General features: G+C 62.8%; 10 protein-coding genes. 8 read left to right on the top strand and 2 right to left on the bottom strand.

What is annotated here, in order from left to right; translation table 11 throughout:
* Positions 1-4: 4 nt before the first annotated feature.
* The 5 genes from HEQ17_RS11965 to HEQ17_RS11945 all read left to right on the top strand — a co-directional run bounded on the left by HEQ17_RS11965 (position 5) and on the right by HEQ17_RS11945 (position 5,350).
* Positions 5-1,504 carry a M81 family metallopeptidase gene (locus HEQ17_RS11965; protein ID WP_296292951.1) on the top strand — a complete coding sequence of 500 codons (1,500 nt, stop codon included), beginning with the start codon at positions 5-7 and terminating at the stop codon, positions 1,502-1,504.
* A 48-nt stretch (positions 1,505-1,552) separates the two neighbouring features.
* Complete coding sequence (locus HEQ17_RS11960) at positions 1,553-2,971, top strand: amidase (RefSeq protein WP_296292950.1); 1,419 nt, start codon at positions 1,553-1,555, stop codon at positions 2,969-2,971.
* Positions 2,972-3,101: 130 nt separating this feature from the next.
* Complete coding sequence (locus HEQ17_RS11955; RefSeq protein ID WP_296292949.1) at positions 3,102-4,043, top strand: M23 family metallopeptidase; 942 nt, start codon at positions 3,102-3,104, stop codon at positions 4,041-4,043.
* A 40-nt stretch (positions 4,044-4,083) separates the two neighbouring features.
* On the top strand, positions 4,084-4,539 hold the full coding sequence (locus HEQ17_RS11950; protein ID WP_296292948.1) for a polymer-forming cytoskeletal protein: 456 nt from the start codon (positions 4,084-4,086) through the stop codon (positions 4,537-4,539).
* Between the two features lie 46 nt (positions 4,540-4,585).
* Positions 4,586-5,350 carry a type III pantothenate kinase gene (locus tag HEQ17_RS11945; RefSeq protein ID WP_296292947.1) on the top strand — a complete coding sequence of 255 codons (765 nt, stop codon included), beginning with the start codon at positions 4,586-4,588 and terminating at the stop codon, positions 5,348-5,350.
* On the opposite strand, the gene HEQ17_RS11940 is transcribed toward HEQ17_RS11945, so the two are convergent.
* Both HEQ17_RS11940 and HEQ17_RS11935 read right to left on the bottom strand, forming a co-directional pair.
* Complete coding sequence (locus tag HEQ17_RS11940; protein WP_296292946.1) at positions 5,335-6,021, bottom strand: TetR/AcrR family transcriptional regulator; 687 nt, start codon at positions 6,019-6,021, stop codon at positions 5,335-5,337. The genes HEQ17_RS11945 and HEQ17_RS11940 overlap by 16 nt on opposite strands.
* A gap of 23 nt (positions 6,022-6,044) precedes the next feature.
* Positions 6,045-6,500 carry a phasin family protein gene (locus tag HEQ17_RS11935; RefSeq protein ID WP_296292945.1) on the bottom strand — a complete coding sequence of 152 codons (456 nt, stop codon included), beginning with the start codon at positions 6,498-6,500 and terminating at the stop codon, positions 6,045-6,047.
* Positions 6,501-6,657: 157 nt separating this feature from the next.
* On the opposite strand from HEQ17_RS11935, the gene rfbB reads away from it, so the two are divergent.
* The 3 genes from rfbB (at position 6,658) to argB (ending at position 9,643) form a co-directional block, all read left to right on the top strand.
* Complete coding sequence (gene rfbB / locus HEQ17_RS11930; RefSeq protein ID WP_296292944.1) at positions 6,658-7,782, top strand: dTDP-glucose 4,6-dehydratase; 1,125 nt, start codon at positions 6,658-6,660, stop codon at positions 7,780-7,782.
* Positions 7,779-8,675: a dTDP-4-dehydrorhamnose reductase gene (gene rfbD, locus HEQ17_RS11925; RefSeq protein WP_296292943.1), complete on the top strand. Its 897-nt coding sequence runs from the start codon at positions 7,779-7,781 to the stop codon at positions 8,673-8,675. Before rfbB ends, rfbD begins: the two co-directional genes overlap by 4 nt.
* A gap of 68 nt (positions 8,676-8,743) precedes the next feature.
* The gene (gene argB / locus HEQ17_RS11920) at positions 8,744-9,643 is read left to right on the top strand and encodes an acetylglutamate kinase (RefSeq protein WP_296292942.1); all 900 of its coding nucleotides are present in this window, start codon (positions 8,744-8,746) and stop codon (positions 9,641-9,643) included.
* The last annotated feature ends 17 nt before the right edge of the window (positions 9,644-9,660 follow it).

The raw sequence follows: 9,660 nt of genomic DNA, 5'->3' as shown, positions 1-9,660 counted from the left end.
CCCCATGACCCGTATCCTGATCGCTGGTTACCAGCACGAGACCAACACCTTTGCCCCCAGCCTGGCCGATTGGGCTGCCTTCCAAAGCGGCGAGGCCTTTCCGGCCTATGTGCGTGGGCAAGCCATGATCGACCAGATGACGGGCGTGAACATTCCGGCGGGCGGCTTCATCGACGCAGCGCGGCGCGAAGGCTGGCAGTTAGTGCCCTCGGCTTGGGCCGGAGCCACGCCATCTTCTTATGTGACGCAAGATGCGTTCGAGCGCATTGGCAGCGCCCTCCTGGATGACGTGCGATCGGCCCTGGTGCAGGGCCTGGACGGTGTGTACCTGGATTTGCACGGCGCAGCCGTGGCCGAAAACGCAGACGACAGCGAAGGCGAACTGATCGCACGCATCCGCGCCGTGGTGGGCCCCCAACTGCCCATCGTCGCCAGCCTGGACCTGCACGCCAACGTGACCGAGCGCATGCTGCAAATGTCCGATGGCCTGGTGGCCTACCGCACTTACCCGCACATCGACATGGCCGAGACCGGCGAGCGCGCAGCCATCTTGCTGCGCGAGCATTTGCGTGCAGGCGGCAAGCGCCCCATGCAGGCGCGTCGCCTGCCATTTTTGATTTCGCTCAACGCGCAAAGCACCTGGATGGCCCCGGCCAAAGACCTCTACGACGAAATGATCGCGCTGGAGTCGCAAACCGGTTGCATGCTCAGTTTTTGCATGGGCTTTCCGGCGTCTGACTTTGCCGAATGCGGCCCCGTGGTCTGGGGCCACGGCCCGCAGGCTGAAATGGCCGTGCAGCGCCTGTTTGAACGTGTGGCTGAACCTGGCCAGTGGCGTCCCGATGTGGTGCCTGCACGCGAGGCGGTCACCCAAGCCCTGGCCACGGCCGAGGTGTCTGCCGCCCCCGTGGTCATCGCCGACACGCAAGACAACCCCGGCGCAGGCGGCGACAGCAACACCACCGGCATGTTGCATGCCCTGCTGCAACAAGGCGCTGGCCAGCGCTGGCCTGGCCAAGTGGCGCTGGGTTTGTTGTACGACCCTGAGGCCGCTCGCATGGCCCATGCCGCAGGGGTCGGGGCCAGCCTGCAATTGGCTTTGGGCAAGGCCGTGCCCACCTTCACGGGCCTGGCGAGTGACCCGCCACTGCAAGGGCGCTTCACGGTGCGGGCTTTGGGGCCGGATTATTGCGAACTCAAGGGGCCGATGATGACCGGCATGAAAGCCAAGATCGGACCTTGCGCTTGCCTCGAAATCGATGGCGTGTTGATTGCCGTGTCCAGCGGCAAATGCCAGATGCTCGACCGCGAGCTGTTCCGCGCCGTGGGCTTCCACCCCGAGCAGATGAAGCTGCTGGTGGTCAAAAGCTCCAACCATTTCCGGGCCGACTTCACGCCGATTGCCAGCCGCGTGCTGGTGGCCAAAGCGGCGGGCCCCATGGCCGCTGATCCGGGCGACTTGCCCTGGAAAAAACTCAGCCCGAACACCCGTACCCGGCCCTGACGTTCAGGATTGCTCGGGCATTTGTATTTTTTTCGAAAGGCACACCCCATGAGCACCACACCCCAAGACCTGACCCAAGTCCCCGCCCACGAACTGCTGGCGCTGTACCGCAGCGGCCAGGCCTCGCCGGTAGAAGTCACCCAGGCGGTGTTGCAGCGCATCGAACGCGTCAACCCGCAAATCAACGCCTTTTGTCTGGTGGACGAAAAAGCGGCTCTGGCCAGTGCCCGTGCCAGTGAAGCCCGCTGGCAGGCGCACCGCCAGCAAGGCGCACCTGTTGGCGCTTTGGACGGTGTGCCCACCTCCATCAAGGATCTGATCCTGACCCAAGGCTGGCCCACCTTGCGCGGCAGCCGCACGGTTGACCCAAACCAGCCTTGGGATGTCGATGCCCCGGCCACCGCCCGTTTGCGCGAGGCGGGTGCGGTGTTGCTGGGCAAAACCACCACGCCCGAGTTTGGCTGCAAGGGCGAGACCAACTCGCCCGCCACCGGCATCACCCGCAACCCCTGGAACCTGAACCACACGCCTGGCGGCTCCTCGGGCGGCACGGCCGCTGCCGTGGCGGCAGGCCTGGGGCCTATCGGTGTGGGCACCGATGGTGCCGGCAGCGTGCGCATTCCGGCGGCCTTTTGTGGCAACGTGGGCCTCAAACCCAGCTTTGGCCGCGTGCCCGCCTACCCCCTGTCACCGTTTGGCTCGGTGGCCCACTTGGGGCCACACACCATGAGTGTGCGCGACGCTGCCTTGATGACCAACGTGCTCAAGCAGCCCGATGCCCGCGACTGGACATCGCTGCCACCGGACGCCAGCGACTACACCGTGGGCCTGGAAGACGGCATCCGTGGCCTGCGCATCGCGTATTCACCCACCTTGGGGTACGCCAAGAACGTTCACCCCGAAATCGCAACGGCGGTCGATCTGGCGGTCAAGAAGCTGCAAGCCTTGGGCGCGCACGTGGAGCAGATCGACCCCGGCTTCGAAGACCCGCTCGACATCACCACCGGCCTCTGGTTTTTGGGCGCCTACACCTTGTGGAAGGGTTTGAGCCCTGAGCAGCAGGCCGTGGCCGACCCCGACTTCCAAACCGAGGCCGAGCTGGGTGCGCAACTGAGCGCCTTGCAAATCCAACAACTCAACCAACGCCGTGGCGTTTTGGGCTCGTACATGCGCCAGTTCATGCAGCGCTTTGACTTGCTGGTCACGCCCGCCGTGTCCATCCCGGCTTTTGAAGCGCGAGCAGCCGGTATGGTGACCATGAACCCGGTGTCCATGCTCGGCTGGACACCCTTCAGCTACCCCTTCAACTTGACCCAGCAGCCCGCCATCACCGTGCCTTGTGGCCTGACCCAAAGTGGCTTGCCCATGGGCCTGCAGATCGTGGGGCCGATGTTTGGCGATGCGCTGGTGTTGCGTGCGGCGCGGGCCTGCGAGTCGCAGCAGCCAGTCCTGCGCCCCAACATCTGAAGCCTCCCCCCCCGCTTGTCCACCCCCCATCCGGCAAAGCCCTGATGGCCGAGAGGCATTCTTTTGGTTTAATAGCGGATTGACCCCGGCAAAAACCTGTTGCGGGGCGACGCATACATGTGAGGAAGTCATGCAATTGATTTGGGTCTCAGGGCCTGCCGCCAAAGTGGTCACTTGGTCCATCACCACCCGCACGGTGCTGACGGCGATGGCCGTCGTGGCCGCTTTTCTGGTGTTGTTGGGTTCCGTTTTCAATCTGATCGGCTTGCGGGTGGCGGTGGAATACGTGCCCGAATTGGCCCATCGCATGGGTGGCGTCACCAGCCACAGTGAGCAGCAAAAAATCGAGGCCGATTACCGCGGCAAACTCGATGAACTGAACCGCCAACTCAGCAGCGTTGATGACCGGCTGACACAACTGGAGCAACTCAAAAACCAGGCGCTGGGCCGTCTGGGTCTCGAAAAGCTGTTGGCCTTTTCGTCGTCCGTCCAGGGCTCAAGCGTGTGGGGCCGGGGAGGCCCCTTGAACCTGCTGCCCCGGTGGCGCTCGAACGACAGCAGCCTCACAACCCAGATCGACCAGTCCTTGCAAAGAGCGCAGCGCTACGACGAAGCCATGCTGGACATGCAAAACCGTTGGCAAAAAGACCTCGGCCGCATCGACCTGTTGCCCATCTTGCTGCCCATCGCTGGCGATTTCGTGGTGACCAGCGGATATGGCTTTCGGGTCGATCCGATGACTCGTCTGCTCAGCATCCATGAGGGTACCGACTTTGTCGCGCCCGTCGGCACCCCGGTGCTGTCCACCGCGCCCGGGGTGGTGCGGCAGACTGGGTATTCGGCGGCCTATGGCAACACGGTGGACATCCAGCATGCAGAAGGGTTCGTGACCCGTTACGCACACCTGCATGCCATTCACGTGCAAGTCGGGCAAGTCATTGCACCGCATCAACCCCTGGGCACCCTGGGCAACACCGGGCGCTCGACCGGCCCGCATCTGCACTACGAAGTCATCTTCAATGGACGAGCCATGCATCCTGTCAAGGCATTGGCCGCCTGGAGCCGCGCCTGAAAAAGCGGCGCACACCCCCCACCCCTCAAAGGAAACCTCCATGTTCAAGTCCAAGAAAGCCACCCGCACACCCCTGGTCATGGGCCAGGAAAAGTTTGACACCCTCATTGGCCGCAACGCCGAAATCCACGGCTGCCTGAAGTTGCGGGAAAGCGTGCGCATCGACGGCAAGCTCGTGGGCACCATCGAAGCCCCCCAGGATGGCACCATCTCGGTGGTGATTGGCCCCAACGGCGAGATAGAGGGTGACGTGATCGCCAGCCGCATCATCGTGGCGGGCAAGGTGTCGGGCAACCTGCATGGCTTTGAGCGGGTGGAGATCATGGCCAGCGCGCTGGTGCTAGGCGACATCAAATACGCCTCCATCGCCGTCGAACACGGCGCGCGCCTGCAGGGGGTGATGCTCCAGATCGAGGCCCGCGAGGACAATGCCGGCATCGACCTCGCTGCCCAGGCCGCAATTCGAAAGGCTCAAACCACAGGCCAACCCGAGTGATCTCCAGCCTGAGCGGTCAGTTGACAAAAATCATTATCATCTGCCGATGACATTTTTAGCCATCGATGTGGGCAACACGCGTCTGAAATGGGCGCTTTACGACCAACCCAGCCCCCAAGCTCGGATGCTGGCGCACGGCGCAGAATTTCTGGAGAAAATCGACCGCCTCTCCGAAGGCGTCTGGTCAACATTGCCCGAACCCGACCTAATGCTGGGCTGCGTGGTGGCGGGCGACGCCATCAAGCGCCAGGTACATGAGCAGATGGACATCTGGAACTTCAACCCCCGCTGGGTGGTGTCCAGTGCCCAAGAGGCAGGTTTGACCAATGGCTACGACCACCCCTCCCGCCTGGGGGCGGACCGCTGGGTGGCCATGATCGGTGCGCGCCAGCGCATGCTGGCGCAGGGCTTGTCGCGGCCACTGGTCGTGGTCATGGTGGGCACGGCCGTGACCGTGGAGGCCATCGATGCCGAGGGCCGGTTTCTGGGGGGGCTGATCTTGCCCGGTCACGGCATCATGCTGCGCGCCCTGGAGGCGGGTACGGCGGGTTTGCATGTGCCCACAGGCGAGGTCACGCCTTTTCCCACCAACACCAGCGATGCATTGACCAGTGGCGGCACCTACGCCATCGCGGGCGCTTGCGACCGCATGGTGCAGCACCTGCGCGAGCACACCGGGCAAGAGCCCCTGTGCATCATGACCGGAGGTGCCGGCTGGAAAATGGCGCCCAGTATGTCTGTCCAGTTCGAGCTGGTGGACAACCTGATCTTTGACGGCCTGCTCACGCTGGCCGCTCAGCGTTTCACCTGATCTCCCACCACCTTGGGCGTGTTGTAGGCAGCCGTCAACGCCTGCAAATGGGTCTGCAAATCGGAGTTGGCCATGTAGGGTGTCAGCAGCGCCAACACATGCTGCGCGCCGCGGGTCAGGGCCAGGCCCGCACTGGCGGGCTCCATCGCCTGACGTGGGTTACGCACATACTCGTAACTCAACCAATAAGTGACCATCACCGACATGCTGGCCGACAGCGTTTCGATGCTGTCGGCGTCCAGGCGCATCAGCCCTGCAGCCGCCAACGATTCCAGCATCTGCCGAAAGGCCCGGGTCTTGCGATCCAGCACCGCATGAAAATGCGTTTCCAGATGGCGATTGCCTGACAGCAGGTTGTTCAAATCGCGGTACAAAAAACGGTGGTTCCAGACCTGCTCGAACAGCGAATGCAGAAAAAACCAGGTGTCCTCCACGTCCTTCACATCGGGCGCGGCCTCCAGCAAGCCCAGCATGGTTGACTCGAACTGGTCAAACAAGCGGTTGACCAACGCGTCTTTGGACGGGAAGTGGTAATAAAGATTGCCCGGACTGATGTTCAGCTCGGCCGAAATCAGCGTGGTCGAGACATTGGGCTCACCAAACCGGTTGAACAATTCCAGCGTCACCTCGGCAATGCGCTCGGCGGTGCGGCGGGGTGCTTTTTTGACCATGTCAGCACTGTGCAGTGAGGGCGTCAGGCTGACGGCTTGCGGGGCTTCTTGCGGGGCACGGCCGTGCGCGCAGGCTGCAAGGCCGCCAGTTGGGACTCCAGTTGCGCCACCCGTTCGTTTAACATCTGCACATCCAGCAGCGACGGCATGCCCAGGCGGTGCAATGCCTTGGCCACGCGGTCTTCAAACAGGTGCTCCAGTTTGTCCACGCGGCCGGTGGCTTGTTGCCCCAAGTCGCTGGCCAGATGGCTCAGCCTTTCGGTGGCTTCTTGCAGGCGTTGTTGCGCTTCGGACTGGCTTTTGCGCTGAAAGGCCAGTCCGTCGTTCACCAGAGCCTCAATGGCTTTGCTGCCATCTTGTTGCGCTTTGGCCAGCGCGCCCAAGCCTGCCAACCAAACATGCTGCGCCGGCGGCGTCACGCTCTCAGAGGCCTTGGCCTTGGCGTGGGTCTTGTGGGAGGTGTCTTTTGATGAGGCCATGGTGCATTTCCTGAACAGGACGCCACTGTAACCTGATGCCGCCACTTTGAGCACCAGGGTGCAGCCAGTCGGTGTTTGTCGAGATCGTCAGGCGATGCTTCTAGAATCAGCATTTGTTGGTGCAGCCTCCCGTGGCACCCTTAAGCAGATCCCATCCATGACCCTTCTTGTCACCGGCGCAGCCGGATTCATCGGTGCCAACTTTGTGCTGGACTGGCTGTCATCCAGTCAAGAGCCCATCATCAACCTCGACAAACTCACCTACGCAGGCAACCCCGAAACCCTGGCCAGCTTGCAAGGCGATGCGCGGCATGTTTTTGTTCAAGGCGACATCGGTGACGCCGAACTCGTCAGCCGATTGCTGGCCGAGCACCAGCCCCGCGCCGTGCTCAACTTCGCCGCCGAAAGCCATGTGGACCGTTCCATCCACGGTCCGGGTGAATTCATCGAGACCAACATCGTGGGCACCTTCCGGTTGCTGGAATCGGTGCGCGGCTATTGGAGCGCCCTGCCCGTGGGAGCGGTCTCTGAACGCGATGGTGTGCTGGCCGATGGTTCATCGCGGTCCGAGACCGCCCCCACGCAAGAGGGCTTCAGGTTTTTGCACGTCTCCACCGACGAGGTGTATGGCTCGCTCGCCAAAGACGACCCCGCCTTTGCCGAGACGCACCGTTACGAGCCCAACAGCCCCTACAGCGCCAGCAAGGCCGCCTCTGACCACCTGGTGCGCGCCTGGCACCACACTTATGGCCTGCCGGTGCTCACCACCAATTGCTCCAACAACTACGGCCCGTACCACTTCCCCGAAAAACTCATCCCCCTGATGATTGTCAACGCCCTGGCCGGCAAGCCCCTGCCGGTGTACGGCGACGGCATGCAAGTGCGTGACTGGCTTTATGTCAAGGACCACTGCAGTGCAATTCGCCGCGTGCTCGAAGCCGGGCGTCTGGGCGAGACCTACAACGTGGGCGGCTGGAACGAAAAGCCCAACATCGAGATCGTGAAAACGGTGTGCGCGCTGTTGGACGAGTTGCGCCCCCGCGCTGATGGCCAGTCCTATGCCGAGCAAATCAGCCACGTGACCGACCGCCCCGGCCACGACCGGCGCTATGCCATCGATGCCCGCAAGCTCGAGGCCGAGTTGGGCTGGAAGCCGGCCGAGACCTTTGAAAGCGGCATCCGCAAAACCGTGCAGTGGTACTTGGCCAACCCGCAATGGGTCAGCAATGTGCAAAGCGGCGCCTACCGCGACTGGGTCCAAAAACAATACCAAGCCTCATGAAAATCCTATTGCTTGGAAAAAACGGCCAGGTCGGCTGGGAATTGCAGCGCAGCCTGGCCCCCTTGGGCCAGGTGCTGGCGCTGGACCGGCACAGCACAGACTTTTGCGGTGACTTGAGCCACCCGGAGCGCCTGGCGCAAACCGTGCGCAACTGGCGACCCAACGTCATCGTCAACGCCGCCGCCCACACGGCTGTGGACAAGGCCGAGAGCGAGCCGGACCTGGCCCGCTGTCTCAATGCCACCGCGCCCGCCGCGCTGGCGCAGGCCGCCGCTGAAGTGGGTGCCTGGCTGGTGCATTACTCGACCGATTACGTGTTCAACGGTCAGGGCCAGCAGCCTTGGCAAGAAGCCGACCCCACTGGCCCGCTCAGCGTGTACGGCCAGACCAAACGCGAAGGCGAGCAAGCCATTGTTGCCAGTGGCTGCCAACACCTGATTTTTCGCACCAGCTGGGTGTATGCAGCGCGCGGTGGCAACTTTGCCAAGACCATGCTGCGCCTGGCCGGTGAACGCGAGCGCCTCACCGTGATCGATGACCAGTACGGCGCGCCCACCGGGGCCGACCTGATCGCCGATGTCTCCGCGCACGCCATCCGCCAAGCCATGGCCAACCCAAGCCAGGCCTTGGCAGGCATTTACCACCTGGTGGCTTTGGGTGAAACCAGTTGGCACGGTTATGCCAGCCATGTGATCGCGCAGGCGCGGCACCTCCAACCTGAGCAGGGCCTGAAAGTGACCGACATCGCCCCCGTGCCCACTTCGGCTTTCCCGACGCCGGCCAAGCGGCCTTTGAATTCGCGCCTGAGCACCCACAAACTGCAGCAAGCCTTTGGGCTGGTGCTGCCGCCCTGGCAGCAAGGTGTCAACCGCATGCTGGCCGAGATGCTCTGAGCTGTCTTGGGCTTGCGGCACAATCCCCAGAACTTTGTGAACCATCTTTGACTACCCCGTTTCGCACCATGACCGACACCACCGCCGCCTCCACCGTTGCACCGCATGACCAAGCCCAGATCCTGGCGCAGGCCATGCCCTACATCCGCAAGTTCCACGGCAAGACCCTGGTCATCAAATACGGCGGCAACGCCATGACCGATCCGGCCCTGCAGCAAGCCTTTGCCGAAGACGTGGTGCTGCTCAAACTGGTGGGCATGAACCCGGTGGTGGTGCATGGCGGCGGCCCCCAAATTGAAACGGCCTTGAAGCGCCTGGGCAAGAAGGGCGAGTTCATTCAGGGCATGCGCGTGACCGATGCCGAGACCATGGAAGTCGTCGAGTGGGTGCTGGGCGGCGAAGTGCAACAAGACATCGTCGGCATGATCAACCGCGCCGGTGGCAAAGCCGTGGGCCTGACGGGCCGTGACGGCGGCTTGATCCGTGCCAAAAAACTGCGCCTGGTGGATGCCCAAGACCCCAGCAAAGAATACGACGTGGGCCAGGTTGGCGAGATCGAAAGCATCGACCCTGCCATCCTGCAATGCCTGCAAGACGATGCCTTCATTCCGGTGGTCAGCCCCATTGGTTTTGGTGTCAACAACGAAAGCTACAACATCAACGCCGACGTGGTGGCCGCCAAGTTGGCCACTGTGCTGCAAGCCGAAAAACTGCTCATGCTCACCAACATCCGGGGCGTGCTCGACAAAGAGGGCCACTTGCTCACCGAGCTGACCCCCAGCCGCATCGACGAGCTGTGTGCCGACGGCACCATCAGCGGCGGCATGATCCCCAAAATTGCGGGTGCGCTCGATGCCGCCAAAAGCGGCGTCAACGCGGTGCACATCATCGACGGCCGGGTGCCCCACGCCATGCTGCTCGAAGTGCTGTCCGAGCAGGCCTTTGGCACCATGATCCGCAGCCGATAAAACCAGACCGACAGCAA

It is taken from the genome of Limnohabitans sp. (assembly GCF_023910625.1).
Lineage (GTDB): Bacteria > Pseudomonadota > Gammaproteobacteria > Burkholderiales > Burkholderiaceae_C > Limnohabitans_A.
This window is presented reverse-complemented; position numbering and strand designations above follow the sequence as displayed.

Excerpts from the sequence above, each read along its gene's own strand:
- HEQ17_RS11965 (WP_296292951.1), top strand. The coding sequence starts at position 5 with ATGACCCGTATCCTGATCGCTGGTTACCAGCACGAGACCAACACCTTT.
- HEQ17_RS11960 (WP_296292950.1), top strand. The coding sequence starts at position 1,553 with ATGAGCACCACACCCCAAGACCTGACCCAAGTCCCCGCCCACGAACTG.
- HEQ17_RS11955 (WP_296292949.1), top strand. The coding sequence starts at position 3,102 with ATGCAATTGATTTGGGTCTCAGGGCCTGCCGCCAAAGTGGTCACTTGG.
- HEQ17_RS11950 (WP_296292948.1), top strand. The coding sequence starts at position 4,084 with ATGTTCAAGTCCAAGAAAGCCACCCGCACACCCCTGGTCATGGGCCAG.
- HEQ17_RS11945 (WP_296292947.1), top strand. The coding sequence starts at position 4,586 with ATGACATTTTTAGCCATCGATGTGGGCAACACGCGTCTGAAATGGGCG.
- HEQ17_RS11940 (WP_296292946.1), bottom strand. The coding sequence starts at position 6,021 with ATGGTCAAAAAAGCACCCCGCCGCACCGCCGAGCGCATTGCCGAGGTG.
- HEQ17_RS11935 (WP_296292945.1), bottom strand. The coding sequence starts at position 6,500 with ATGGCCTCATCAAAAGACACCTCCCACAAGACCCACGCCAAGGCCAAG.
- rfbB (WP_296292944.1), top strand. The coding sequence starts at position 6,658 with ATGACCCTTCTTGTCACCGGCGCAGCCGGATTCATCGGTGCCAACTTT.
- rfbD (WP_296292943.1), top strand. The coding sequence starts at position 7,779 with ATGAAAATCCTATTGCTTGGAAAAAACGGCCAGGTCGGCTGGGAATTG.
- argB (WP_296292942.1), top strand. The coding sequence starts at position 8,744 with ATGACCGACACCACCGCCGCCTCCACCGTTGCACCGCATGACCAAGCC.